Source organism: Pauljensenia sp. 20925_1_27 (assembly GCF_041432835.1).
Taxonomy (GTDB): Bacteria; Actinomycetota; Actinomycetes; order Actinomycetales; family Actinomycetaceae; genus Pauljensenia.
Window position 1 is genome coordinate 65,851 of sequence record NZ_JAPWAH010000009.1, and the last position, 26,035, is coordinate 91,885.

General features: G+C 66.3%; 16 protein-coding genes and 1 tRNA gene. 3 read left to right on the forward strand and 14 right to left on the reverse strand.

The annotated features are described in order from the left end of the window. Positions 1–71: 71 nt before the first annotated feature. On the reverse strand, positions 72–398 hold the full coding sequence (locus O3684_RS06565; protein ID WP_500065813.1) for a TM2 domain-containing protein: 327 nt from the start codon (positions 396–398) through the stop codon (positions 72–74). Positions 399–654: 256 nt separating this feature from the next. On the opposite strand from O3684_RS06565, the gene O3684_RS06570 reads away from it, so the two are divergent. Further along, positions 655–1,491: an HhH-GPD family protein gene (locus tag O3684_RS06570; protein ID WP_500065836.1), complete on the forward strand. Its 837-nt coding sequence runs from the start codon at positions 655–657 to the stop codon at positions 1,489–1,491. A 76-nt stretch (positions 1,492–1,567) separates the two neighbouring features. On the opposite strand, the gene O3684_RS06575 is transcribed toward O3684_RS06570, so the two are convergent. Genes O3684_RS06575 through O3684_RS06585 form a run of 3 tightly spaced genes read right to left on the reverse strand, consistent with a single transcriptional unit; the run spans position 1,568 to position 4,874 of the window. After that, positions 1,568–2,908, reverse strand: coding sequence for an ABC transporter permease (locus O3684_RS06575; protein WP_500065814.1), 1,341 nt, complete (start codon positions 2,906–2,908; stop codon positions 1,568–1,570). Continuing rightward, on the reverse strand, positions 2,905–3,792 hold the full coding sequence (locus O3684_RS06580) for an ABC transporter ATP-binding protein (protein ID WP_500065816.1): 888 nt from the start codon (positions 3,790–3,792) through the stop codon (positions 2,905–2,907). Before O3684_RS06580 ends, O3684_RS06575 begins: the two co-directional genes overlap by 4 nt. Next, complete coding sequence (locus O3684_RS06585) at positions 3,789–4,874, reverse strand: efflux RND transporter periplasmic adaptor subunit (protein ID WP_500065818.1); 1,086 nt, start codon at positions 4,872–4,874, stop codon at positions 3,789–3,791. The genes O3684_RS06580 and O3684_RS06585 overlap by 4 nt, the downstream gene beginning before the upstream one ends. A 161-nt stretch (positions 4,875–5,035) precedes the next feature. Between O3684_RS06585 and O3684_RS06590 the strand changes: the two genes are divergently transcribed. After that, positions 5,036–5,647 carry a GNAT family N-acetyltransferase gene (locus O3684_RS06590; protein ID WP_500065820.1) on the forward strand — a complete coding sequence of 204 codons (612 nt, stop codon included), beginning with the start codon at positions 5,036–5,038 and terminating at the stop codon, positions 5,645–5,647. Positions 5,648–5,812: 165 nt separating this feature from the next. Here O3684_RS06590 and trxA read toward each other — a convergent pair whose 3' ends face one another. From trxA to O3684_RS06605, 3 genes are all read right to left on the reverse strand, one after another. Continuing rightward, positions 5,813–6,178, reverse strand: coding sequence for a thioredoxin (gene trxA, locus O3684_RS06595; protein ID WP_500065822.1), 366 nt, complete (start codon positions 6,176–6,178; stop codon positions 5,813–5,815). Between the two features lie 96 nt (positions 6,179–6,274). Continuing rightward, on the reverse strand, positions 6,275–6,913 hold the full coding sequence (locus O3684_RS06600; RefSeq protein WP_500065824.1) for a TetR/AcrR family transcriptional regulator: 639 nt from the start codon (positions 6,911–6,913) through the stop codon (positions 6,275–6,277). 65 nt (positions 6,914–6,978) lie between these two features. Next, positions 6,979–7,398, reverse strand: coding sequence for an NUDIX domain-containing protein (locus O3684_RS06605; protein ID WP_500065826.1), 420 nt, complete (start codon positions 7,396–7,398; stop codon positions 6,979–6,981). 355 nt (positions 7,399–7,753) lie between these two features. On the opposite strand from O3684_RS06605, the gene O3684_RS06610 reads away from it, so the two are divergent. Next, a tRNA-Gly gene (locus tag O3684_RS06610) sits at positions 7,754–7,827 on the forward strand. 1,109 nt (positions 7,828–8,936) lie between these two features. Here the strand turns inward: O3684_RS06610 and O3684_RS06615 are convergent. From O3684_RS06615 to O3684_RS06645, 7 genes are all read right to left on the reverse strand, one after another. Beyond that, positions 8,937–9,983 carry an aspartate-semialdehyde dehydrogenase gene (locus O3684_RS06615; protein ID WP_500063496.1) on the reverse strand — a complete coding sequence of 349 codons (1,047 nt, stop codon included), beginning with the start codon at positions 9,981–9,983 and terminating at the stop codon, positions 8,937–8,939. A gap of 144 nt (positions 9,984–10,127) precedes the next feature. After that, on the reverse strand, positions 10,128–11,444 hold the full coding sequence (locus O3684_RS06620) for an aspartate kinase (protein ID WP_500065828.1): 1,317 nt from the start codon (positions 11,442–11,444) through the stop codon (positions 10,128–10,130). 223 nt (positions 11,445–11,667) lie between these two features. Continuing rightward, complete coding sequence (locus O3684_RS06625; protein WP_500065829.1) at positions 11,668–13,272, reverse strand: sensor histidine kinase; 1,605 nt, start codon at positions 13,270–13,272, stop codon at positions 11,668–11,670. Next, on the reverse strand, positions 13,269–13,976 hold the full coding sequence (locus tag O3684_RS06630; protein ID WP_500065837.1) for a response regulator transcription factor: 708 nt from the start codon (positions 13,974–13,976) through the stop codon (positions 13,269–13,271). Before O3684_RS06630 ends, O3684_RS06625 begins: the two co-directional genes overlap by 4 nt. Positions 13,977–14,193: 217 nt before the next feature. Then, positions 14,194–14,787, reverse strand: coding sequence for a recombination mediator RecR (recR, locus tag O3684_RS06635; RefSeq protein ID WP_007588661.1), 594 nt, complete (start codon positions 14,785–14,787; stop codon positions 14,194–14,196). Between the two features lies 1 nt (position 14,788). After that, positions 14,789–17,782: a DNA polymerase III subunit gamma and tau gene (locus O3684_RS06640; RefSeq protein WP_500065831.1), complete on the reverse strand. Its 2,994-nt coding sequence runs from the start codon at positions 17,780–17,782 to the stop codon at positions 14,789–14,791. Positions 17,783–18,066: 284 nt separating this feature from the next. Next, on the reverse strand, positions 18,067–25,473 hold the full coding sequence (locus tag O3684_RS06645; protein ID WP_500065832.1) for an SdrD B-like domain-containing protein: 7,407 nt from the start codon (positions 25,471–25,473) through the stop codon (positions 18,067–18,069). Between the last annotated feature and the right edge of the window lie 562 nt (positions 25,474–26,035).

A 26,035-nucleotide genomic window follows, 5' to 3' on the forward strand; every position in this document is an offset into this window, starting at 1 on the left:
CGTGGGGCCCGGCATCAAGCCGGGCCCCACGGGGTAGTCTGACGCGCGCATCACGCGCGGAGCGCAGGTGCTCAGACGGTGGGAACGCCGTTGGAGTCCGTCGCGTAGATCCACTTGCCCATGAAGGTCATGATGGCGCACGCGAGGCCCGCGATGCCAACCACGAGGACGATCAGGTAGCCGATGCCAAGCAGGGCACCGCTATTCGACGTGCCACCGATCACCATGAGGACGTAGCCGAGAATCAGAGCGGCGACGCGAATCGCGCCGACCTTCATGTGGCCGAGGTAGAAGTCGCCGGCGGCGATACCGCCGAGGAGCAGGTTGAGCAGGCCAGCGACCATGCGGGACTTGCCCTGGACGGGAGCGTTGTAACCAGGCTGCTGAGGAGCGGACATGTTGTCTCCTATGTGTTGATGACCCCTGGGATAGGGGCGTTTTCTAAAAACACGGTCAGACTACCGAAGCATTTGCTTTTTGTACAATATCCTCCCCTTTTTATGTTACGGATCACAGGTTAATTTCTTTCGTTCGTCGCAGTGCGACTTTCTTCCATAGACTGACTGGGTGTTCACAAATCCGACGGCCGAGGCCTCGCGATCACTCCTGATCGACCTGCCCCATTGGTTCGCCGCACATCAGCGCAACCTGCCCATGCGCGCGCAGGGCGTCTCCGACTGGGGGACCCTCGTCTTTGAAATCATGAGCCAGCAGACCCCCATCTCACGGGTCCAGCCAATCTGGCTTGAGTGGATGGAACGCTGGCCCACCCCCGCCGATCTTGCCACCGCATCCTCGGCAGACATCATCGTCGCCTGGGCAAACCTCGGATACCCCTCACGCGCCCTGCGCCTCAAGGCCTGCGCGGCCGCGATCGTCGAAAAGCATGACGGCGAGGTCCCACTCACCATGAAGGAACTCACCCTCCTGCCGGGCGTCGGCACCTACACCGCATCCGCGCTGCTCGCCTTCCGCCACGGAATCCGCGTGCCGGTCCTGGACACGAACGTGCGTCGCGTGCTGGTCAGATTTCTGGACGGCCGAGAGTTTCCTCCCCACACGACGCCCTCAAAAGCGGAAACAATGCGGGCCGACGCATTATTGCCCGAAGACGGGCACCGCGCGGCCGAGGTGAGTTTGTCGCTCATGGAATTCGGCGCCCTCGTGTGCACCCAGCTGAGTCCCTCGTGCGACGAGTGCGCGATACACGCGAATTGCGCGTGGGCCGCCGCCGGATACCCGAAGGACGACAAGCGCCCCACGCCCCAGCCCTACGTCGGCACCGACCGACAGGCGCGCGGCCGCATCATGAAAGCCCTGCGTACCGCACACTTCGAAGGCAAGGAAGGCCTCACCAAGCGTCGGGTCCTCGACGTAGCCCGCATCGACGGCGGCGACCGCTACCAGCCCTCACGCGTGTACCGCGCCCTCCTCAAAGACGGCATGATCGTCTACGACGAGGACACGAAGCGCGTCACGCTCCCCCGGTAACACCCTCAGCACGAGGCCGGGGCACCCACGCCCACCGCGCGCGGCCCCGGGAAGGTGCCACGGCCTCGTCGATGAATCAGTAGCGAATCGCGTCGATCGGCTTGACGCGCACGGCCGCGAGCGCGGGGATGATCCCGCACAGGGCACCGATGCTCGTGGAGATGGCAACGCCCGCGATGGCCGCGCCGGCGGGGAAGGCCGGGGTGTCGCTGAGCGTGACGCCGAGGGCCTCGAGGGGAAGGAATCGCACGACCACGATCGCGATTCCTACGCCGATGACGCCGGCGACGAAGGTCGCGACGACGGACTCCATGAAGACGGCGAAGAAGACGCGCGCCGCAGAGGCGCCGACGGCCCGGCGGATGCCGATCTCGCGCACCCGCTGGCGCACGGTCACGATGGCGACGTTCAGCAGGCCGAGGGCACCCAGGAACACGATGATGCCGCCGATGACCATGATGACGTTGGAGATCGTGCCCAGCTGCTCCTCGCCGATGTCCTCGTGCTCGCCGCCCGAGACAGAGACCTTCCAGCCCTCGCCGAGGATCGAGGCCAGGGAGCGGGGCAGGGTCTCGCGCGCCTGGTCGGCGTTCTCGGTTCCCACCCACGCGATCATGGCCGGGGAGGTCATCTGCGGGAAGGACACGCGCGCCGCGTCGTAGTGCGCGAACACGGTCGGCATGTCGTAGGAGCTCTTCGACTTGGTGACGCCGACGACGCGCATCGCGACGCCGTCACTCGTGTGCAGGACGATCGGCACCTGGTCGATGGGGGCGCGCCCGAGCTGATCCCACAGGGTCTGCGAGATGACGACGGGAATCAGGCGCTGGTCGGCGTCGCTGCTCTCGACCCAGCGTCCCGCGAGCATGCGGGTGCGGTAGATGACCGCGTAGGAGGGGTCCACGCCCTGGAACGCGACGCCGTCAACCATGTCGCCGATCTTCGTCAGGGGATAGCCGCGGAATTGTCCACTAGCCCTGGCCTGGCGGGCTTCGACGATCTCTCCGCCCCCGCTGGAAAAGCGCGACCAGTAGTGGATGTTCGTCTTCTCGGCCAGGGTGGCCATGGCCTCCCCGATCGTGTCCTTTTCGTCGGGGCGCGTCGCGGTCTGCTCGCCGCTCGGCGAGGCATCGGCTCCCGTCCCGGAGACGTCCTGGTACGGGCCGTTCGCTGATGGCCCCTCCGGCGAGGCCGAAGAGCTTTCGGGGGTCAGGCGCAGGGTGACCGAGCGTCCCTCGTACAGCTCCGCCAACTCGCGCGAGGACTGCAGGAGCAGGTCGCCGAGCGCAATCACGATCGTCATCGCAGCGACGGCCGCAACCACGCCCACGAGGGAGAGGACGACGCGCGCCTTCTGCACTTTAACCTCGCCCCACGCCTCGATGAGCGCACCCAGAATCTGGCTGACAGCGTTCACTGCTCCCCCTCCTCCGGCCTCGCCGGGTCCGAGGCCCGCTCGTCCTCGTGGGTCCCCGTACCCTCATCAGTCCGCACACCCTCGTCGGTCCCCGTAGCTTCGTCGTCGGCGGGCACCGGCGGGGGTTCCGGTATCGCATTGCGCGCCCCGGCCTCGTCGCCCGAGTGTCCTGCCTCCACGCGGTGGGTGAGAGCGTCGGGATCCCCGACCTCGTGCAGCGTACCGTCGTAGAGCTCGTAGGCGCGCTGGGCCCGAGCGGCCACCGCCATGTCGTGCGTAATAACGATGAGCGCGGCGTTGGACTCGCGGGCGACCTCCTCGAGGAGGGCCATGACGACGCGGCCCGTGTCCGGGTCGAGGGCGCCCGTCGGCTCGTCGGCGAGGATCACGCGCGGGCGGCGCACGAGGGCGCGCGCGATGGCGATACGCTGCTGCTCGCCGCCGCTCATCTCGCCCGGGTAGGAGTCGGCGCGATCGGCCAGCCCTACGCGCTCCAGCATGTCGAGCGTGATCGAGCGCCTGCGCAACAGCTGCGGGCCCGGCGCGTACAGGAGCGGAACCTCGACGTTCTCGGCGGCCGTGCGCGCCGAGAAGATGTTGAACTGCTGGAACACGAAGCCGAAGTCTTCCCCGCGCATCCGCGCGCGGCGCCCCTCCCCCAGGCGCGTCGTATCCACCCCGTCCAGCTCGTACGTGCCCGAGGTCGGGGCATCCAACAGGCCGATGATGTTCAGCATCGTGGACTTGCCGGTACCCGAGCGACCGACAATGGACACGTGCTCGCCCTCGGCGACATCCAGATTGACACCGCGCAGAATGTGCAGATCCTCCCCATCAGGCAGGGTCACCGTGCGGGTCACGTCCCGCAGGCACACGAGACTCATTGCGCGCCCGCCCCGCCGTTCGAGCCGCCCGCGCCGCCAGCCCGACCGGAGTCCGCACCACCCAAGGGACCGTCCTGCTCGTCCTGATCGTCCTTGTTCGAGGTCGGGGTGAACTCGAGGATCTCCTCGCCCTGGGTCAGCCCCTCCTTGACCTCAACCATCTTGCCGTCGGTAATGCCCAGGGTGACGGCGCGCTTGTCAGGCTTGGTGGGGTCGGAGGTCGGCAGGTAGACGTAGCCGGACTGGTAGCGCCCCTCGACCGCGGAAATCGGCACCGCGAGGACGCCCGTCGCCGAGCCGGCCGTCATTTCGAGGGTCACCTGCAGGCCCGCGAACACTGTCTGATCTGCGGGGATCGCGCAGCGGGCCTTCAGGTCCGTCGAGGACGAGGCCCCGTTATCGGACCCGGCGTTCGTCTTCGGATCCTGCTGCTTGCCGGTCGGACTCACCAGCTTGACACCCGAGCATTCGAAGGGCGCGGGACCGTTCTTGATGGTGACGGTCGCCGTCGAGGGCGCGTCCTGCAGGCGGTACATCTGGTCCGCGCTCAGGGAGGCGACCGCGGAGAACGTCGCCGGGGCAACGGTCGCAACCGTGTCGCCAATCGCGAACTGCTGGCCGACCAGCACACTCGTCGACACCGTCCCGTCACCGGGGGACACGACCGTCTCGTACTTGTACGTCGGATCGGCGGTCTCAACGCTCACGTTGCCCTCCTCGTCGGTCACCTGACGGGTTTCGCCGGGGATTTCCTTGCGGATCTGGACGAGGGAGTCGCCCTTGGATACCTTGTCGCCATCGTTGACGAAGGTCCGCACGACGGCGCCGTCCAGGGTCGCTCGGGCGACGACCGGCTCGTCCGCCTGGATCGTTCCCGTGACGCTCACGGTGTTCGTGATGTCGGCGCGGCCCACCTCGGTCGTCATCTGCCCGAAGCTGCCGCCCGGGTCCATCCCGTCGGTCCCCTCGTCCTCCTGGGCGGCCGGGAAGAACGCGAACTTCACCAAGGAGATAGCGATAACTACCCAGGCCAGTACCTTGACAACGTCGAGCACCTGCGCGGTGCGGGTCTTGTGTGCCACGTGCGTCTCCTTCGATGAACGGCGTTGCTCAATTGTAAGGTGCGCCTCATTCAAGCAGCAAGGTTTCCCCGTCTTTTCGGGGTTTTCTCAGGGTGCTTTCCGGTGGCTGGGCAGCGTGCTTCCATGCCCTACGATGGGGATCGAACCGACGAAAGGCTGCCATGATCCGCCGCGCCACGCCCGCAGACGCCGAGGCACTCTCCCACCTCTCACGCACCTGCTTCACGCAGACCTTCGAGCACCTCTACACACCCTCCGACCTCGAGGCCTTCCTCGACGAGGCCTACTCCCCCACCGTCCTGCGCGCCGAGCTCAACGACCCCGAGCGCGCGACATGGCTCCTCTTTGACGAGCCAGTTGACGAGGCTGGGGCGACGCTCTCCTCCGGCGACCACTCGGGCACGCCCGAACCCGGAGACGAGGCCCCGGCCTCGTCCGTCTCACAAGCCCCCATTGGCTACGTGACCGCATCCCCCGCGCACCTGCCCCACCCCGACGTCGCGCCCGGCGACGGCGAGGTCCAGCGCCTCTACATCCTGCAGGGGCACCAAGGCGGTGGCCGCGGCACGCTCCTCCTCAACACGGCGCTCGAGTGGCTCGAGCGCGACGGGCCCCGCACCCTGTGGATCGGCGTGTGGAGTGAAAACTACGGGGCGCAACGCCTCTACGCGCGCCACGGCTTCGAAATCGTTGGCGACTACTCCTTCATGGTGGGCGACCACGCCGACCACGAACTCATCACGCGCCGCCTCCCGCGAGCGATCACTGCGTGAGCGGCGCGTGAGCGGCGCACGCGGGTGATACGTGGGTGGCGCGGGGGTGGCTGTATTTGGCGCGTCTATGGCTGTTTTTGGCGCGAGAGCAACGCAGACACCCACACTGATAGACGAAAGGGCCCCGAGGCATCATGCCTCGGGGCCCTCCCCACGTTGCGTCGCTCAGGCCTGCTCGGACTCGGCGATCTTCTTGCGCACGTCGTCCATGTCCAGGTTCTGGATCTGCGAAATCAGATCCTCGAGCGCGGACAGCGGCAGGGCGCCGGACTGGCGGAACACCGCGATACCATCGCGGAACGCCATGAGGGTCGGGATCGACGTAATCTGCGCGGCCATCGCCAGCTGCTGCTGGTCATCCGTGTCAATCTTGCCGAACACGATGTCCGGGTACTTCTCGGAGGCCTCCTCGAAGATCGGGCCGAACTGGCGGCACGGGCCGCACCAAGTCGCCCAGAAATCCACCAGCACGATGCCGCCGGCGGACACGTTCTGCTCGAAGTTCTCCTGCGTGAGAGTAACGGTAGCCATGATTCTCCTGTTGTCGCCGGCTAACCCGACGGTGGTCGAGGCGCAGGCTTGATGCCCACGCGTGAACTGTCTTATTCAACGGACGCGGCGCGCCCACTATTCCCCGGAAGGAAGATCCGCGGTCGTGACGTGGCACACGTTCTCCTCCGAGGCGCCCAAGCCTCGCAAAATGAACGTCTCCACCAGCGTCAGCGCGGACTCGCGATGCTCCGGATCCTGCGGCAGACGCTGCCCCTGCAGCGTCGCGTGAATCAGGTGAACCGCGCCGAGCGTATTCTGCTGAGCGATCAGCCCACGCTCCATGGCCTCGTCAAGAATGCCGATGAGGACCTCACCCACAACACCCGCATGATCATGCAGGTGCGAGGCGCCCTGGCCGGACATGTGACGGCGCAGACCCATGCCAGCCTTCACGTGGTAGCGGCCAATCATCTGCAGGTGGGAACGAATGTAAATGCGCAGGCGCATCAGGGGATCCGGCTCGGCTTCGAGGCGCTGAGTCAGCACACGCGCAAACTCTCCCGTCACCTCGCGCATGTAGGCGAGCAGGAGCACCTCCTTATCCGCGAAGTGGTTGTAAACCGCCGTGCGGCCAACACCCGCGCGCTCCGCAATCTGGCTCATCGTGATCGACTCGAAGGACTGCTCGCCCATGAGCGACCCCAGGGCCTCGAACAGGCGCGCGCGAGTCAGCTCGCGGTGAGAGGCAAGGGACTCCCCAATAATCTTCGGCATGCGCTTATTCTGACATCTTTCCCCTTAGTGTCGTCAAATTGTGGCTGCACGCCGCTTGCCCGTCCTCAGCGAGCGCAGCGGGCGACCACGGCCTCGACGATGGGGAAGTCTGCGACGATCCAGGGGAGCGCGGCGAGGTCCGCGAGGGGCACCCACCGGGCCTCGAGGTGCGACGCACCCACGCGCGGGGCGGGCGAACCAGCCGCGACCTCGGCGAGCCACACGCCCATGACGCGGCCGCCCAGGATCGGCCACCACTGGCCATCTTCGGGGCACACGCGTTCACCCATGGTGAGGCGCGCGCCGAGCTCCTCGGCGATTTCGCGCTCGAGGGCGTGTACTGGATCCTCATTGTCCTCGACCTTGCCGCCGGGCAGCTCGAACTGGCCGCGCAGCTCCTGCGGGTAGGCGCGCGAGCAGGCGAGCAGCATCGTGGGCTCGCTCAGGGAATCAACGATCGCGGCGGCCACCACGGGACGAGTCATAGGAACTCCAATCAATCAGGCGAGCCCAGTGTATCTGGAGGGAGAGCGCACACCGGATCTGGACGGCAGACGCTAGTGGCGTGCACCTGGCGGCGCCTATTGCTTTACCTTCTTGAGCCGACAAGTGACGCCAGTTGCGCGGCTATCCACACACCCGCTACCGTTCCTCGCCTCCCCATACCCCAACCACACCAGCTTGCAGCCGTTGCGCGGCTATCCACACGCCAGACCTGCCACAACACTCCACCAGCACCCAGCCCCCAAGCACCCCGTTTCAAACTCCAGCGGTGCCGGTTGCGCGCCCATCCGGCGTAACGATATGATCGACGGGTCGATTCCTTCGGGACGATGAATTGCGGGCGTAGTTCATCGGTAGAATGGAAGCTTCCCAAGCTTCAGAGGCGGGTTCGATTCCCGTCGCCCGCTCCACCACCGCCCGGCTGCGCGCCGGGCGGTTTTGTCATGCCTCCGCGACAGGCACGCCTGGCCTGCCGCACACACTTCGGCAGGCCCAACCGGTACAAAACTCTCCCCACTCACGCCCCTGGCAGGCGATACCGGTACAAAACTCTCCCGGCTCGCGCCAAAACGCCCATTGTGGCCCATTTTCAGCATGCAGGGAGAACTTTATACCGCTCCCACCACCAACAGGTCGAGCAGGGAGAACTTTGTACCGCACGCGGGGCCGATGCCGGTACAAAACTCTCCCCACTCACGCCCCTGGCAGGCGATACCGGTACAAAACTCTCCCCGCTCGCGCCAGAACGCCCATTGTGGCCCATTTTCAGCATGCAGGGAGAACTTTATACCGCTCCCACCACCAACAGGTCGAGCAGGGAGAAAAAAGTCCCGCACCAACACTCCACCTCACCCACCAACGCGCCCCTCCCAAAATTTCGCATGCAATTCGATTGCTTAAACTTTCAACCATGCCCAGAAACGTTACAATCCCAACGATATGAATTCAAAATTTGAAATAGCCACAAGGGAATTGCATGCGAAATTGGCGCGGCAGGATCAGAAGGCGGCGGCAGGGCCAGTACTAAACAAAAGTCGCACATAATTTCCTACGGTCACTTTTGAAGACCGCCCAGAAACGTTGCAATTGCAACGACGCTACTTCATGATTTGAAGTACCCGCAGGGGAATTACGTGCGAAATTGCCTAGGCAGAAGTGGAGAGCACCGGAAGGGGCGGCGGGACAGGCCGCAGTGCTGGTGGGCGGCGGGGCCTGGCCGGACAACGAGTCGACGCGCCGAGCCACCGATCATAGACCCGGCCCCACTGGTGTGGAGGGCGCCGGAAAGTCCAGCGGGCCTGGCCGCGGTGCCGGTGGGCGGCGGCGGGGCCTGGCCGGACAACGAGTCGACGCGCCGAGCGAAGCTCGCGGCGCGGACGGCGAGCGGGCGGGCAGGCCGCGCGGCGGCCGGAGATCTGTCGGGGCAACGAGCAAGGCCGCACGTCAGGCGGCGCCACGAGCAACGCAAACGCGCGGCAGCCCACCGGGCCGCCGCGCGTTCACGCAGTCAGTGCAACACTCAGCGCAGCCGAGCAGCCACCACCTCGGCGACCTGGACCGCGTTCAGGGCAGCGCCCTTGCGCAGGTTGTCGCCGGACACGACCAGGACGAGGCCACGCTTGCCGTCGACCGCCTGATCCTGGCGGATGCGACCCACGAGGACCTCGTCGCGGCCGGCGGCCTCGAGCGGGGTCGGGACGTCGACGACGCGCACGCCGGGCGCGTCTGCCAGCAGGGCGCGCGCCTGGTCGGGCGTGATGTCGCCTGCGAACTCGGCGTGGATCGTGAGGGTGTGGCCGGTGTAGACGGGGACGCGCACGCAGGTGCCGGACACGGCCAGGTCGGGAATGTGGAGGATGCGGCGCGACTCGTTGCGCAGCTTCTGCTCCTCGTCGGTCTCTTCGGAGCCGTCGTCGACGATGGAGCCGGCGAGCGGCACGACGTCGAAGGCGATGGGCGCGACGTACACGCCGGGCTCGGGCAGGGTGACGGCGCGACCATCCAGGGCCAGAGCTGCGAGATCCTGCGCAGCACCGGCCTCGATCTGGCCGGTCAGCTCGGCGACGCCCGCACGGCCCGAGCCGGAGACGGCCTGGTAGGAGGAGACGAAGAGACGCGTCAGACCACCCGCGGCGTCCACGAGGGGCTTGAGGACGGGCATGGCGGCCATGGTCGTGCAGTTGGGGTTCGCGATAATACCCTTGGGGCGGTTGTCGACGTCGTCGGGGTTGACCTCGGAGACGACGAGCGGCACCTCGGGGTCCTTGCGCCACGCGGAGGAGTTGTCGACGACGACCGCGCCGGCGGCCGCGAACTTGGGGGCGTACTCGCGCGAGGCGGTGGCGCCCGCGGAGAACACGGCAATATCAATGCCCGAGTAGTCGGCCGTCGCCACGTCCTCGACGACGATGTCCTGTCCCTTCCAGGGCAGGGTCGTGCCGGCCGAGCGCGCGGACGAGAAGAAACGAATCGTCTCGACCGGGAACTGACGCTCCTCCAGCAGGGTGCGCATGACTCGGCCGACCTGGCCGGTGGCGCCGACGACGGCGACATTGAAACCACTCATGGTGTTCTCCTTTGTTGGTGCGCGCGCCCATACGACGGGGCGAACGCTGGGTGAAATCTATGGGGACGAGGCCGGCCTCGCTAACCGGGATCACCGGAACCGTGCAGAAACAGCGAAAGCAGCCCGGGCCTCGTCGATGAACGATCAGCGGCCGGTGCCGCCGTAGACGACGGCTTCGGTTTCGGAGGCGTCGAGGCCGAACGCGGTGTGGACGGCCTTCACGGCGCGGTCGAGGTCTTCGAGGCGGGTGACGACGGAGATGCGGATCTCGGAGGTGGAGATCAGGTCGATGTTGATGCCCGCGTCGGACAGGGCGGAGAAGAGACGCGCGGAGACGCCGGGGTTGGTGCGCATGCCGACGCCGACGAGGCTGAGCTTGCCGATGTTGGGGTTGTAGCGCAGCTCGTTGAAGCCGATTTCGTCGCGGTGCGCCTCGAGGGCGTCGAGGGCCTTCTGCGCGTCACCTTCGGGCAGGGTGAAGGTGATGTTGGCCTTCGTGGGGTCGGAGATCGGCAGGTTCTGAACGATCATGTCGATGTTGGCGCCGACTTCGGCGACGACGGCGAAGACGCGGGCGGCGACGCCGGGGCTGTTCGGCACGTCGGTGACGGTGATCTTGTCCTGGGAGCGGTCGTGAGCGATACCGGAGATGACGGGCTTTTCCATGGCGTTTTCCTCGGGAGACTTCAGGGCTGCGTCGGGCACGAGGCCCTTGAGTTCAGGGTTTGCGGGGGAGTCGGAGATCCAGGTGCCGTTCTTTTCGGAGAACGAGGAGCGCACGTGCAGGGGGACCCCGTAGCGGCGCGCGAATTCGACGGCACGCAGGTGGAGGATCTTGGCGCCGTGCGCGGCCATTTCCAGGGTTTCTTCCTGGGTGAGGGTACGCAGGCGGTGGGCCTTGGGGACGATGCGCGGGTCGGCGGAGAAGAGGCCGTCGACGTCCGTGTAGATTTCGCACACGTCGGCATGGAGGGCGGCGGCGAGGGCGACGGCGGTCGTGTCGGAGCCGCCGCGGCCTAGCGTGGTGACGTCGTCGTCCTTGGAGATGCCCTGGAAGCCGGCGACGATGGCGACCTGGCCGTCCTTGATGGCGCGGGCGACGCGCTCGGGCACCATGCCGACGATCTGGGCGGCACCGAAGTGGCTGTCGGTCTTGATGCCGGCCTGCGCGCCGGTATAGGCGCGGGCTTCGACGCCGAGTTCGTTGACGGCCATCGCGAGGAGGGCCATCGAGATGCGTTCGCCGGCCGACAGGAGGATGTCCATTTCGCGCTCGGGCGGGTTGTCGGTGAGCGCTGCGGCCGAGTCGAGCAGGTCGTCGGTCGTGTCGCCCATCGCCGATACGACGACAACGACGCGGTGTCCCGCGTTGTGCGTGTCCACGATGCGCTGGGCGACGCGCTTCATGGCTTCGGTGTCGGCGACGGAAGAACCGCCGTACTTTTGCACGATCAGTGCCACTAGAGCCTCATTTCTATCGGTACGTGTCGATTCGCACGCCTTCGGGTGGCGCATGCCACCACAACAATCCTACGGCCCGCCAGGCATCGCGCCGGGAACGACCGGCATGTGGGCGCAGGTGACATGGGACGCGCCGGGGCGACCCAGGACACAGGGACGCACGAGGCCCGGAATTGCAACGCTCCTGGTCAGCACCCTCTCGGTCGCCAGCGCGCGGGGGCGCTCAGGCGGCGGGCAATGTCACGTCGATGACGGTCCCCCTGTCGGCGTCCGCGAGGCGCACGGACCCGCCCATTGCGCGCGCCAGCGACTCGACGATCGACATTCCCAGGCCCGAGGAGCCGCGCCCGTCGCGCGTACGCGAGGAGTCGCCGCGCACGAAACGATCGAAGACGCGGTCGCGGATCTCAGCGGGGATGCCGGGACCGTCGTCGGCGACGCGGATCCTCACCATCGACGAGGCCGGGGCACCCTCCGCTTTCCCCTGCCCCTTCGCGCAGCCGCGGGCGCGCACGCAAGCGGCCACGGCCTCGTCGTCGCTGCGGGTCAGCGAGACGACGACGCGTGTGCCCGCAGGCGTGTGCACGCGGGCGTTCGCGAGCAGGTTCGTGAGGATCTGGCGCAGGGCAGCCTCGTCACCCAGGACCTGGATGTCCGAGGCCTCGCCGAGCTCCCACGCATGGTCGGGGGCGACCACGTGCGCGTCTGACAGGGCGTCCAGTATCAGCGGGATAACGTCGATAGTGTCCCGTTTGAGTGCCCGGTTGCCGTCCAGGCGCGCCAGCGTCAGCATCTCCTCCACGAGGGAGGCCATGCGCGCACCCTCCGAGGAGATGCGCTCGAGCGCCTGGGTGCGGGAGGCCTCGTCAATGTCGCGGCGGGCGAGCTGCGCGTACCCCTGTACGGAGGCGAGCGGCGTGCGCAGCTCGTGCGAGGCGTCGGCGACGAACTGGCGCAGCTTCGCCTCGCTGCGGGCACGACGTTCCATGCCGTCCTCGACTGCGTCGATCATCGAGTTGAGCGCGCCCGCGACGTCGGCGACCTCGACGGGGCCGGAGGTGGCCTCCTCGCCGACGCGTGTGAGGTCGTTGGCGTTATCGGCGAGGTCGCGGCTCGCGATGTCTGCGGCGGCCGCGCGCACCACCCCGAGCGGGCGCAGCTCGCGGCGCACCCACGCCCGGCCCGCGAACCCGGCCGCAATCGCGACGATGAGGGACAGACCAAGCTCAACCGCGACGAGCATCAGGACCACATCATCGACGCTATCCATCTGCACGCCGACAAGCACGGTCTTGTCGCCCACGACCTGGGAGGTCACCCGGAACGCGCCCAGATCTTTGAGACGCACAGTGTGCGGGGCGCCATCCGTGGGCACCGCGGCCAGGATCGCCAATGCAGGCTCATTCAGGTAGGTCACCGAGAAGTTGGAGACGACCGCACCGGCCGCCTCGCCGTCCTCGCTCACGTACTGGAGGGTGCCCTCGGCGATGCCGGAACCGCCAAACCCCGGCCCCTTGGGTCCGCCGGGGACGACGGGCCCACCGGGACGAGGCACCCGCCCGCCCGACTGCGGGACCGCGCGGGCACCAGCATCGTCAGAATCGTCGTCAAAATCATCGTCCGCATCCACCCCATTATCTGGAGCGTCCTCAACGTCCAGGTGCTCGCCCGCGCGCTGCGAGAGACGATGCAGCTCGGAATCCGTGTTGCCGAGCATCCAGGAGCGCATGACCAGCGTGGACGCCGCCACCATGACGACGAGCGCGAGCGCCACGCACGCGGCCAAGGCGCGCGAGAGGCGCCCCGCCAGGGAAGGCCGCCGCGTCACTGCGGCTCCCGCATGATGTAACCGGCACCGCGCACCGTGCGGATGAGGGCCGGACGATCCGCGTCGATCTTCTTGCGCAGATACGAGATGTACAGCTCGACAACGTTCACCTGGCCACCGAAATCGTAGCTCCACACGGCGTCCAGAATCTTTTGCTTCGACAGCACGATTCCAACGTTTTCCATGAGATACCGGAGCAATTCGAACTCAGTGTTCGTTAACGTAATTTCTTCCCCGCCACGACGCACATCGTGAGAATCCACATCGAGGGTCAGATCTGCAACCTGCAGCACCGTCGACGCCGCCTGCTGGGTGCGTCCCGCGCGGCGCAGCAGCGCCTCTACGCGGGCCGCCACCTCGTCCAGATCGAAAGGCTTCGTCACGTAGTCGTCGGCTCCCGCGCGCAAGCCCTGCACGCGGTCCGCGACCGCGTCGCGTGCGGTGAGGAAGAGGACCGGCAGCTCCGGGTCGCGAGCGCGCAGGCGCTCCAGCGCCTCCAGGCCATCCATGCGCGGCATCTGCACGTCAAGGATCACGACGTCCGGGTGGAAGCTCGTCGCCTTCGCCAGCGCGTCCAGCCCGTCCTTCGCCGTGGCCGTCTCCCAGCCCTCGTGACGCAGGGCCTGCGACAGCAAGTCCGCCAGCATCGCCTCGTCATCAACAACCAGCACTCGGGGCGCGCCTGAACTCGCCTGGGTCGCCATCATGGCCTCCTCGTCTTCTCGCAGCGCGGTCCCTACGATTGTGTCACACGTGCGTCACGGACAGCGGGACGCGCGGCCCACGAGGCGACAAACGCCGCAGGTCGCAGCCGCAGAGGGTACCGGCACAGACGCACGCCCACCCGCGCGACCACAACACGAGTCACCGCCCGCCTGCGCGTCGAGAGCGCGAGGCGGCCCGGGCCTCGTCGGTGACGGCTCAGAGGCGGCGGCGCCCCTCGAGCGCGCGCCCCAGCGTCACCGAGTCCGCGTACTCCAGGTCGCCGCCCATGGGCAGGCCCATCGCCAGGCGCGAGGTCTCCACCCCCATCGTGGAGAGCATGCGCGCGAGGTAGGCGGCCGTCGCCTCGCCCTCGACGTTCGGGTTGGTCGCCAGGATGACCTCGGTGACCGTCCCGTCGGCCAGGCGGCTCATGAGCGAGGCGATGTTCAGCTGGTCCGGCCCCACCCCGTGGATCGGGTCGATGACGCCGCCGAGGACGTGGTAGCGCCCGCGGAACACGCGCGCGCCCTCGATCGCCTGGATGTCCTTGGGCTCCTGCACGACGCAGATCGCGCTGGGGTCGCGGCGCACGTCGCGGCAGATGGAGCACTCGTCCTCTTCCGTGAGGTTGCCGCAGATGTCGCAGTGGCGCACGCGCCCGCGCACGGCGTTGATCGCGTCAACGAGGCGAGCGACGTCCTCGGGCTCCGCGTCCAGGACGTGCATGGCCATGCGCTGCGCGGACTTCGGGCCGATGCCGGGCAGCTGCCCAAACTGGTCGATGAGGTCGGCCAGGGCGCCGTCGTACATGTCAGTATCCTCCCTCGGTCATCTTCTCTTCGATGACGCGTCCGCCGAGGATCTCCAGGACCGCTGCCAGGCCGATCGTCTGCGAGTTTTCAATGTTTTCATCGTCAATGCTGGCACTGTCGTCGTCGGCCGCGTGGGTGCGGGTCGAGGCGACGGCGGCCTCGCGCTGGGCCTTCTCGCGCAGTGCGGCCTCGGCGGCGGCGCGGCCGGTCAGCGGCGCGTCGGACGCTTGTGCGGCGTCGCGCTGAGGTTGCGAGTTGCCGAATCTGGGCGCGGAATCCGAGGCATGCGTGGGCTCGGGGGCCGCCGCCAGCCAGGCGGGGGCCTGCGTGGGGGCGCTCGGCGCGGCACCGATCGGTGTCGTGTCAGCGGGGGCGGCCGGCTCGGGCGGGGTCCACGAGTCGGTGCCGTCGTCGAAGTTGACGGACGCTCCCCCGGGGATGACCACAGGGTCTCCCCAGCCCGTCGGGGTCGACGGCGTGTGCGCGGCGGGCGCGATGGGGGCATCGTCGAAGACGGGTTCCGAGGCCGTGGCGGGCTGCGCGGGTTCTGGCGCACTCTCCTCACCCGGCTCCGGGTCGCCCGGGTAGCGGAAGACCGTGAACGAGTGCTTGCGCGGGGCCGCCTCGCCGTTCGGGGACGAGGCCGGAGCGCCCTCGGGCGCATCGGCGGAGGCGGCGGCGAGGGCTCGGGCAGCCCGCCCGGGCAGCGCGGGGCGCTCGGGGTCGGGCTGCGGGACGGGTGCCTGAGAGGCCGACGTCGGCGCGGAAGCAACGGGCTCACGCCGGATCGGCGTCACCGTCGCGGGCTCGGGCCAGCCGGCGTCCTCGGGTTCGGGTTCGGGAGCGGGCTCGGGTGCACGCGCGGGCTCCGGCCAGCCGGTGTCAACCGGCTCGGGAGCAGGCGTGGGGGCCGCCTGCGCGACGTGTTCCTCGTGAGCGCGCGCGGGCGCCTGCGGGGCGGGTGCGGCCTCGGGCCACGGCTCGGGTTCGGGTGCCGCCTGCGCGGCGGCCTGATCAAAAGGGGGCGGCTCCGATACCCAGCCTCCGTGGGACGGACGCTGGGAGGGGCGCTGGGAGACACCGGGGTGCGAGGCCTGCGCCGACGGGCCGGTCGTCGCCGGGCCGCCCGAGGCCTGCCCGACCTGCGCGGACACGCTGAGGTTCAGGCCGGTGACCTCGTTGATGGCCTTTTCGACGTCGGCCGCGCGGGGGCCGCGCGAGAAGGCATTGACCATGGCCTCGACCGGGAAGAGGAGGATCACGTGGGAGCCATCGACGGCCCCCAGCTGCGCGTTGCCGCCGACCATGGACCACGTGACGCGGCTGATGGAGGAGAGGCGCTCGACGACCTCGTTCCAGCGGCCGCGCAGCATGTCGGCGTCGCGGCCGGAGGCGGGGGCCTCGACACGAGCGTTAGTATCCGGACGCTGTGGCGCGGCAGAATCGGGGCGCTGCTGCGCGCGGGCAGCGGCACGAGGCTCGGCCTGGGCGCGCTCCTGCGTGGCATCGATGTGAGGTCGCTCGACGGCCTCGCGGTGCGGGGCCTCCTGCGGTGCCGCCTGCACGGGCACGGACCCCTGCACGGGTGCGGAAGCCTGCACGGGAACGGCGCTCGACTCCGGCGCCGACTTCTGAGCGGCCGGCTTCTGAGCTGACCAGTCGGGGCCACTCCCCCACGCGGGCACGCCCTGCGGGGCCTGGGTGGGAGACGACGTGGGCGCAGCGGGGGACGAGGCCTCGGCGCGCTCCTGCTTCTTGCGGGCCAGGGCCTCGCGAGCCTCGCGGGCGCCGAAACGGCCCGAGGAAGCCTCGGACGACGGCGCGGAAGCCTCGCGCGGCGCTCCCCCACCGGTCATGCCGACCGTGCCCTGGACGGGAGCCTGGGCGGGCGCGGGGGCGGGCACGAGGATGCGGCCGACGAGGAGCTCAACCTGCAGGCGAGGCGACGTCGCGCCCGTCATGGCGCGCAGGGCCTCGTCGGTCAGGTCGGCGGCGCGGGACAGGCCGTGCGGACCCCAGTTCTGCGCCTGTCGCTGCATGCGCTCGAACTGGTCCTGCGGGGTATCGGCCAGGACGTCGCGCGCGCCGTCGCCGGCCACCGCGATGATGAGGAGGTCACGCAGACGTTGGAGGAGGTCCTCGACGAAGCGACGCGGATCGTGGCCGGACTCGACCATGCGCTCGACGACGCGGAAGGCCGCGGCGCCGTCACCGCCCGCGAGGGCATCGACGGACTGATCGAGCAGCGCGGAGTCCGTGTACCCGAGCAGCGCCACCGCCGTCTGGTAGCTGACCTGGCCGTCGATCGCACCGGCCATCAGCTGGTCGAGCACCGACAGGGTGTCACGCACCGAGCCGCCGCCCGCGCGCATGACGAGGGTCAGAACCCCCTCGCCCACGCCGATGTGCTCCTCGGCGCACAGGGTCGTCAGGTACGGGCCGAGGACATCCGGGGGCACCAGGCGGAACGGGTAGTGGTGGGTGCGCGAGCGGATCGTGCCGATGACGCGCTCGGGTTCCGTCGTCGCGAAAACAAACTTGACATGCTCGGGCGGCTCCTCGACGAGCTTGAGCAGCGCATTGAAGCCCTGGTTCGTGACCATGTGGGCCTCGTCGATGATGAAGATCTTGTAGCGGTCACGCACCGGCGCGAAGGTGGCGCGCTCGCGCAGGTCACGCGCATCGTCGACGCCGCCGTGCGAGGCCGCGTCGATCTCGACAACATCGAGCGAGCCGGGGCCGCCGGTGGCCAGCTCGCGGCAGGATTCGCACCGGCCGCACGGGGTGTCCGTGGGGCCCTGCGCGCAGTTCAGGCAGCGCGCGAGGATGCGCGCCGACGTGGTCTTGCCGCATCCGCGCGGCCCGGAGAACAGGTACGCGTGCGTCACGCGATTCGCGCGCAGCGCCGCCTTGAGCGGCTCCGTCACGTGTTCCTGGCCGATCACCTGGTCAAAGGTGTCGGGGCGATACCGGCGATACAGAGCTGTAGTCACCCTCCAAGCCTAGTTGCTCCCACCCTCATCTGCGTCCCGCGCCGCGCGTTCCACACGCGCTGTCGGTCGTTCGTTCATCGACGAGGCCGGGGCTCAGTTGCGGGGTCGGAGCCGGGTCGGGAGCGAGGTGACGGTCGGGAGCGAGGTAGCGGTCGGGAGCGAAATGACAAGGGAGGGGGCGCGGGACCATGTGTTGGTCTCGCGCCCCCTCACCTTGTTGGAGCGTCACCCCCGTGGAGCGTCACCCCCGTGGGGCGTGGGCCCCTTGTTGGGGCGTGTGCCTGTTAGGCGTCGTGGCGTTCGCGGCGGCGCTTGCCCGCCAGAGCGAGGATGCCGCCGATAGCAGCCATGGCCGCCATACCACCAAGCACGGACGCATCCGAACCTGTACGAGCCAGGACCTTTGCCACCGTCGCCGCGGGGGTCGGGGCCGGGATCAGGGTGAGCGGGAAGTCCGCGTCCACGTATTCCTCGCCTTCACCCACACTCACGCTCATCGAGGTGGTCGCAGCCGCATAGCCGGACGGGACCTCGATGGAGACGGTGTAGGTGCCCGGGATCAGGCCCGTGAAACGGTAATTACCGTTAGCGTCAGTGGTGGTGCGAGCCACCTCCACGCCACTGGCGTCCTTGAGGATCACGGTCACGCCTCCGATGCCGGGCTCGCCGTCGTCAGTGCCATTGGCGTTGACGTCGTTCCAGACGCGGTCACCGATGCTGGCGGGGGCAACCAGACCGAAGTCCACGCCCTGCACCGACGCGTCAGAGATGGTGACCGACGCCTGGGTGGTGCCCCGACCGGTGTAGGCCTGCGTGGGCAGCAGCCCCGCCAGATCACCCTTATCGGGATCCACGATCACCACACGGTACGAGCCTCGACCCAGGCCCACGAACTGGTAGACACCGTTCTCGTCGGTCGTCGCGGTCATGGGCTTCCCCTCGGCGTCGAGCACCGGGGTTCCGTCCTCGCCCAGCAGCGCGACCGTGACGCCCTTAAAGCGCTGCTCAGAATCACTCTTGGAGTAGGACGCATCCGAGTCACGGTAAATCGTGCCACCCAGGTTGTATCCGCCCTTGAACGAGGCCGAGGACTCGTTGTTGGTCGGGTCATCGCCTGCCTGATCCTGGTGAGTAATACGAGCAACGTTCGTGACCAGCTGGCCCGCGCCCTCACCCGTAATCGCAACCGTGATCGTGATCGTCTTGACATCACCCTTGGCCAGGGTCAGATCGGACAGATCCCACACACCCGTGGCCGAGTCGTAGGAGCCATCACCCTGCGCGGACACGAACACAACACCAGCGGGGAGCTTGTCAGAGGCCTTCACTCCCGTCGCCACGCCCGGACCGTTATTGGTCAGCGTCAGCGTGTAGGTCACGGACTGACCCGGGGTGAACTCGAAGGACTCCTGAGCCTGCTCATCCGGAGTAGTGATCGCCTTGCGGATCGCCGTATCCGCCGAGATACCAAAACCCCAATCCTGATCAAGATTCTGGTTCTTCTCACCCGTCAGAGTCAGGTTAGCGGTGAGCTTGAACGCCTGCGCCAGCTTATCCTTGTCGGCCTTCGCCTCCGCGGACACGACCTTCTTGGCCGCCACGTCACCGGACGGAGAGTGCGTGAGCACATCGAGCAGGGGCTCGGCAGCCAGCAGAGTCTGCGGGTCAACACTCACCTTGTACTCGCCCGGCAGCAGATTCTCGAACCGGTACTTACCATCCGCATCCGTTGTGGTCTCATACGTGCGAGTGATACCACCCGGACCCGTCCACGTGAGCGTGACCTTCACATTCGGCAACACCTTGTCACCAGCATCCGGGCCACTACCACCATTCTGGTTCACGTCCACGAACAGCTGATCACCAATCACACCGGTACCAACAGCACCGAAGTCAATCGTGTCATCCGTCTGTCCCTGAGCCAGGGTGACCGAGGCCGTAGCTCCGTTGGAGTCGAGAGCGCGGTCGGTTCCGGCATCCGAGGTTGTTGCCTCGTAGCCTGCAGGTGCCTGGAAGGACACCTTGTAGCCGCCGGGCAGCAGGTTCTCGAAGGAGTACTTGCCATTCGCGTCGCTCGTCTTCGCTGTAACGACGTTGCCCGAGGCATCGGTCACGGCGGAGCCGTCCTCGTAGGTCAGGGTAACCGTCACGCCGGGCAGAGCCGGTTCGTCGGCATCCTGGATGCCATCGCGGCCCACGTCCATCCAGGTGTAGTCACCCAGCGAAGCAGGCTTGACGAAACCGAAGTTCACGTCGATGACCGAACCGGTGGCCTCGGCGATGGTCACGTCCGCGGTGGTCTTGTAGCGGCCGGTGTAGGCCTCGGTGGGCTTGGTGCCCGCCAGAGGACCGGAGGTCGGGTCGACGACGCTGACGGTGTACTCGCCCAGTGCCAGACCGGGGAAGGAGTACTTGCCATCGGCATCCGTGACGGCCGTGACCGGGTTGCCGTCCTTGTCGAGGACGGGGTTGCCGTCCTTCTTGAGGAGGGCAACAGTCACGCCCGCGTACGGGTTCTCGCCGTTATCGGAGCTAAACGAGGCGTTGGCATCGTTGTAGAGCTTGCCAGCGATCGTGTAGCCGGCGGTCAGGTCCGCGGACGAGGTGTTGTCCGGCTTCTTGTCGCCGATCTGGTCCTGCTTCTCGATCGTGGCCGTGTTGGTCACAACCGAGCCGGCGGCGGAAGCATCGATGGTGACGGTGATGCGCAGGGTGCGCGTCGCGTCCTTCTCGATCACCTCTGAACTCAGGTCCCACTTGCCGGAGGCGGCATCGTAGGTGCCATCGCCCTCGGCCGACACGAAGGTCACGCCGGAGGGGAGCTTATCGCGCGCGATGACGCCGGTGGCGGGGCTCGGACCCTCGTTCGTGACGGTCAGCGTGTAGGTGACGGACGTGCCGGGGGTGAAGCCACCCGCCGGAACCTCGGTCGGGTCCGCGATCGCCTTGGCGATTGCCGTGTTGGCGACGCCGGTGAACGCCCAGTCCTGGTCGTTGTTCGTCATCGCGCCGGGGCTCAGCGTCACCTTGGAGGTGAGGGAGAGCTCCTGACCCTCCGAGGCCGTCAGGTTGCCCGACGGGGCGTGAGTCTGAGCGGTGCACTCGGGGCAGGCGGTGGCCAGGGAGGTCTTGTCGACCGTGACCACGTAATCGCCGGGGGCGAGGTCCTTGAACGAGTAGTGTCCGTCGGCGTCCGTGACCGTCGTCAGCGTCTTCTCCACGCCCGCCGGGGTCGTGTAGGTCAGCGTGACGGTCACGCCGGCCAGCGGCTTGTCCGCACCCGAAGGCGCGGAGCCACCGTTGTTGTCGACGTCCCAGAACAGGGTGTCACCAATCGTGCCGTCGGCGACGAGACCGAAGTCGACGGTCTCGTCGTTCTGACCCTCGGTGAGCGTCACGTCGCTCTCGGCACCGTTGGAGTCCTTCTCGCCATCCGCAGCCGCGTAGCTCTTGGTCGCGGAGTAGCCGGCGGGAACCGTGAAGACAACCTTGTAGTTCTCTTCACCCGCGTTCGCAACGATCCGATCGACGTTCGGCATGAGGTTCGTGAACTCGTACTTGCCGTTAGCGTCCGTGGTCACGGGCTTGACCGGGTTGCCGTCCAGGTCGATAACCGGGTTGCCCGCACCGTCCGTCAGGGTGACGGTGACGCCAGGGACACCGGCCTCGTCCGCGTCCTGGAGACCGTTCTTGTTCGCGTCGAACCACACGAAGTTACCCACCGAGGCGGGCTTCACGAACGCGAAGTCGACCTTCGCGGCGTTGGGGGCGGCAGTCGTCAGCTCGATCGGGTTCGGCGTGACGAGCTTGCCCTTACCGGCCTCGCTGCGCTTGGTCGACGAGCCGTAACCGTAGGTCTGCTTGTAGTCGAACAGGTTCACGTCCGCGCCGTCAACCTTCGCGTCACCCGCAACGACCTCGACCTTGTACGAGCCCATCGGCAGACGGGTGAAGGTGTAGTTGCCGTTCGCATCGGTCTTGGCGGTGATGTCCGCGCCGGACGCGTCCTTCACCGGGTTGCCGTCGGCGTCGAGCAGACGAACCGTCACGCCTTCGAAGGGGCTGTCGAAGGTGGGCGAATCGTTGAACCAGGTCGCATCCTTGTCGTTGTAGATGGTGCCCGAAATGGTGCCACCGACCTTGAAGGAAGCACTGGACGTGTTGTTCGACGGATTGGAATCCTTCTGATCGTAGTCACCCAGGGTCGCCGTGTTCGTAATCGTCTGGCCTTCGACCCCATCGGAGACCTTCACCAGGACATAGAGCGTCTCGGTGCCACCGACACTCAGGTTGGTGTTCAGGACGCCGGAAGTCATCGCTTCCCAGTCGGTGGAAAGTTCACCAAAGGGCGAATCCGTCTTTACTGCACCGGCACATGGGTTCGTTGCCCCGTCCTGGCACAGGCGTGTTTCCGCGGAGACAAAATCGACACCTGCGGGGAGCACATCCTTGACGGTCATGCCCGAGGCCACAGCCGGACCCTTGTTATTCAGGGTCACCGAGTACAGCATGTAATCACCGGGCATGATCGGATCGCTCGACTCGATCGTTTCCGGGATCCCATTCGCGTCCTTGACGGGCTGATCGCCGTTCATCTTGACGCGCGACACGGTCTTGGCGACCTCCACGTCGGTGGAGACGTTGATGCCGACCTTGGGGGCCTCGTTGGGCTGCAGGTAGGACACCCTGCCGTTCTCCATTGTGCCGCCCGCCATGGCCACGGAGTTCCACGCAACGAGGTTGGCGTTGACAGGAGAGGTCATGGTTGCGACGAACTGGATCTTCTCACCAATTTCCACATCGCGATTCATGACGATCCGGAAGCCCGTGATGGTGGACAGGTCCGCAGGAGCGGCGCCCCAGGCATTGGGGGTACAACCGGCGGGCCCATCGTTCATTGCGCCGCCAACGCTCATCACTTCACCTCGGCAAGGATTATCGACGGTCGTGTACTCGACCGTGATGTCCGAGGCAGGCACGGCGCTCACCACGGGATCCTGACCCGGCTTCTCCTTGATCGACTGGAAGGTCCAGTTGGTCGAGTTCAGGTGGGGCCGCCACGAGGAGCCACGGGCCTGGGACGCGGCGGGTCCCACACCGACGTCACCCAGGTGCGGCAGGATGTCGTAGGCCACGACATTCGTCAGCGCGGCGTTACCGGTGTTGGAGATCGTGAAGCGATAGGCGCCGTCCGCACCCGGGTCGATCTCAGCAATCTGGCCGGCCGGGACGAAGTCTGCGTCCTTGTTACCCTTGACTTCCTTAGCGATGTTCATTGCAGGGGTGGTTGCAACGTTGAATGTCGCATTGGACGAGCACAGGTAGTCCTCAGTGGAGCCATTGCCGTTGACATCGAAGGCGTCTTTGTCTCGCCCACTCATGCAGTAGTTCGTGTTGCGCAGACTCTTGTCTACAGCAACGTCCTTGGCGCCGTCACCGGGCATGTATGTCATTGCCTGGTTCACGGTTTGTCCAGCAGGTGCAATGCTCGTCACAGTCGTGTCGAAGCTCGTGTACAAAGCTCCCTCGACCGGGTCGGGAACAATCATGCGGAGCAGGGTGCGTCCGGTACCGTTGTAGTTCTTCGTGATCTCGATCTGGACCTTGCTGAGGTCGTACTTGCTTCCATCAGGGTTGGTCAGAGGTGAAGTGCCGATGAGGTTGACCTGAGACGCATTATCGATGTCGAAACCTTCAGGAAGAAGATCTGCAATGGTAAAAGGTGTGGGCGTACCGCCTTGGGCAGCCGTGCGAACAGAACCGTTGACACCGAAAGATACCGTCTTTCCAACGACCACGGGGTTAGTCCTGACGACCTTCACCACTCCCACGCTGGGGAAGTCGTCACGGACGCGCATCCAGGAGCACAAGTCATCACTGGAAGCAAGGACCGCGCCGGTGTCCTTATCCGTCAACGTGCCACTCGCGCAGTTCTGGAAACGGACGTAGTCGGGAGAAGCTACGTAATTGTAGTATCTCTCAGGGGGCGCGACCGGGTTGTAGTGGCTGGCGAAGTCCGAGGGCTCTTCCTTGGGAAGGGACGAGGAAATCGTGCCTTGGAACCAGATGCTGGCAGTGTTCTGAGGAGCAACGTCGCTATCGATGGTGTAGCGGGTGATCCATTCGCCATCGGGAAGGGTGATGTTAGTCGTCTCGGTGTAGTTGGCGACAACGTGGTTACCCTTGTTGGTCCAGTATTCGAAAGTCCAGCCACCCTTGTCTTCATAGCCAGATTTGCCGAAAATGTTGAAGCGGTAGGGACTCACCATGGTCGGCTGGTCGCAGCTGGCACCTGCAGCCTTTGCATCCTGGGTGGACCAGGTGCACGGCAGCGTGTCATCGAAGTGAACATGCGTCGTCGTATTACCCGTATTGGCGGCACCGAGGCGCCATTGCGTGAGGCCCTTGCGTACCTGGTACTGCCAGTCGTTACCGACTTTGGAGACGCGACCAGCAGGCTTACGAACTGCGAAACCATGTGTGATTTCAGAGCTCTTGGTGAGGATGGTCGTCGGGTCGTTCTGGACTGCAGCTGTGATGGTGGCCTTATTCGAGACGGTGTCGGCCGTCGTTACCGAACCTTCGGGGTACTTGACGGTAACGAGGGACTCGATGGGATTTTGCCACGCCCACTTGTCGTAGGACCAGGTAACAGTGTGGGTCCCGGCATCGTAAACGCCGCCATTAGTGGCGGAAACGAATTCCGCCTGCGCGGGAAGCGGATCGACGACCTTAATATCCTGGACCTGCACGAAGCCAGTGGCGTTGACGCCATTCTTTTGTGAGGATCCATTCCAGCGGATACCGACCTTGTTGGGGTTGGTTTGGTCGATCTGCTGGTATCCGTAACGCAGCTTATAGGTCGTTTCGCCGCCGACAGCAGGGTAGTTATTCGGGTTTGTCGGACCGCTCTTCTCGATGGCAATATCGGTGTCCGCGGTCCACTTGGTGGTCTGCGAGTCCTCGAGAGAGTCCGCGTTGAGAGCCGTGAAGTTCACCTGTTGGGTGGTCGTCGAGTTGTTCGGCGCATCGTTGCCGTCGTAGTTCCAGGTGATCTGGATGCGATCGGAAGTGCCGGCAGGAATCGACTGCCGCAGGGGGAAGAGAAGCCGCTTCATCCTCGGGTTTCCCGCAACGGTAGTTTGTTCGGTGCGTAGGACCGTCGAGCCTGTCACTGCGACGGCGGTGTAGAGCTTGTCCGTCAGAGCCGTACCGGCAGGGGTAACGGGCGCAGGAAGCAGTACCTCAATGGCAGCACCTTCACAGGGAGTGGTGACCGACGAACACGCGTAGTTGATCGTCGTGATCTGCTTGTCGCGAATCGCAAGGGTGGGACTGTCGTTCGTGACCGTCATTGCCAGGGTTGCCGGCTTCGCGGAGGTTGAGCGTGCGCGGCGCGTGCGCGGCTGGTCTTCGGGCGCGACCTCCGCGGCGGGAGCCTCGGCACCGGCGTCGGCGGCGTCAGCACCGGCTGTATCGGTATCGGCGGCGGGCGCGGTGGCGGCCTCGGACTCGGACGAGGCCGTGGCAGCTTCCTGAGAGGTTGCTAGGTCGGGCGATTGTGCGCTTTCGTCGGCGGCGCTGGCTCGCATGGCGAGGGGCGTCAGCGACGTGACGAGAAGCGAGAGAGCGGCCAGACTGGCGGCACCCGCAACGCCCACACGGGCGCGAAACGGACGCAGTCGAGACATCGACTTCTCCTTCAATTGACTGAAAATGGACAGGACTTGTGTCCCAGGGTAGTAAAGGAGTAGTGGCTGCCACCATGCTTAACAGGTATCACCTGAACCACAACTACAACGGTGTATTTCATTGAAATTCCGGGCATAACGACCATATAACAACCTCTCTGAACTCTTGGTCAGTGAGCGCATTCCAGCAGCATCAAGAGATTTCTGAGCAATTATCAGAACAGCCCCGCAGCCATCATCAAAATATGACCAGCGAAATAGGTATTGGCCGGTAAGTAATCGCTAAATCTAGTGACACATCGCATACGACTTATCCGGCGCACAATTACTCGGCATCCATAAGGGTTCGTTGAGTAGGCGGTTCCTGTTGCCGTATTGCCCGACTGGAGATTAGCTGGCGGCACGCTCTGCCAATCTGTTCAGCTTCCGCGCCGCGCTCCACCCGTTGGCGTGTGGGGCCGGGCTGCTTGGTGTGCCCGTGGGCGGCGGCCCGCCCGCGAGCCGTCCGCGCCGCGAGCTTCGCTCGGCGCGTCGACTCGTTGTCCGGCCAGGCCCTGCCGGT

Bases quoted from the DNA above. Each gene is read 5' to 3' on its own strand.
- O3684_RS06605 (WP_500065826.1), bottom strand. From the start codon at position 7,398: ATGACTCGTCCCGTGGTGGCCGCCGCGATCGTTGATTCCCTGAGCGAG.
- O3684_RS06590 (WP_500065820.1), top strand. From the start codon at position 5,036: ATGATCCGCCGCGCCACGCCCGCAGACGCCGAGGCACTCTCCCACCTC.
- recR (WP_007588661.1), bottom strand. From the start codon at position 14,787: ATGTACGACGGCGCCCTGGCCGACCTCATCGACCAGTTTGGGCAGCTG.
- O3684_RS06580 (WP_500065816.1), bottom strand. From the start codon at position 3,792: ATGAGTCTCGTGTGCCTGCGGGACGTGACCCGCACGGTGACCCTGCCT.
- O3684_RS06630 (WP_500065837.1), bottom strand. From the start codon at position 13,976: ATGGCGACCCAGGCGAGTTCAGGCGCGCCCCGAGTGCTGGTTGTTGAT.
- O3684_RS06645 (WP_500065832.1), bottom strand. From the start codon at position 25,473: ATGTCTCGACTGCGTCCGTTTCGCGCCCGTGTGGGCGTTGCGGGTGCC.
- O3684_RS06600 (WP_500065824.1), bottom strand. From the start codon at position 6,913: ATGCCGAAGATTATTGGGGAGTCCCTTGCCTCTCACCGCGAGCTGACT.
- O3684_RS06565 (WP_500065813.1), bottom strand. From the start codon at position 398: ATGTCCGCTCCTCAGCAGCCTGGTTACAACGCTCCCGTCCAGGGCAAG.
- O3684_RS06570 (WP_500065836.1), top strand. From the start codon at position 655: ATGCGCGCGCAGGGCGTCTCCGACTGGGGGACCCTCGTCTTTGAAATC.
- O3684_RS06615 (WP_500063496.1), bottom strand. From the start codon at position 9,983: ATGAGTGGTTTCAATGTCGCCGTCGTCGGCGCCACCGGCCAGGTCGGC.
- trxA (WP_500065822.1), bottom strand. From the start codon at position 6,178: ATGGCTACCGTTACTCTCACGCAGGAGAACTTCGAGCAGAACGTGTCC.